Here is a 467-nt window from a genome sequence, read left to right as displayed (position 1 = left end):
ATCGGCGCCGACATGTGGATCATGGGTCTGGCCTTCTCCGGCTTCGGCACGATCCTCGGTGCGGTCAACTTCATCACCACGATCATCTGCATGCGCGCACCGGGCATGACGATGTTCCGCATGCCGATCTTCGTGTGGAACGTGCTGCTGACCGCCGTACTCGTTCTGCTGGCCTTCCCGGTCCTCGCCGCCGCGCTCTTCGCGCTGGAGGCGGATCGGAAATTCGGGGCACATGTCTTCGACGCGGCCAACGGCGGTGCGTTGCTGTGGCAACACCTCTTCTGGTTCTTCGGCCATCCAGAGGTGTACATCATCGCGCTGCCGTTCTTCGGCATCATCTCCGAGGTCATCCCGGTCTTCTCGCGCAAGCCGATGTTCGGCTACATGGGACTGGTCGCGGCCACGATCTCCATCGCCGGCCTCTCCGTGACCGTGTGGGCCCACCACATGTACGTCACCGGCGGAGT

The 467-nt window shown here is 63.2% G+C and carries 1 protein-coding gene; it reads left to right on the top strand.

Features of this window, described 5'->3' with window-relative positions; translation table 11 throughout:
- On the top strand, positions 1-467 hold a 467-nt coding region (locus OO69_RS48220; protein WP_033287400.1), incomplete at both ends, for a cbb3-type cytochrome c oxidase subunit I.

It is taken from the genome of Streptomyces sp. NRRL F-525 (assembly GCF_000716605.1).
GTDB lineage: Bacteria > Actinomycetota > Actinomycetes > Streptomycetales > Streptomycetaceae > Streptomyces.
The sequence above is the reverse complement of the archived record's forward strand: the minus strand, read 5'-3'. Positions and strand labels throughout refer to the sequence as shown.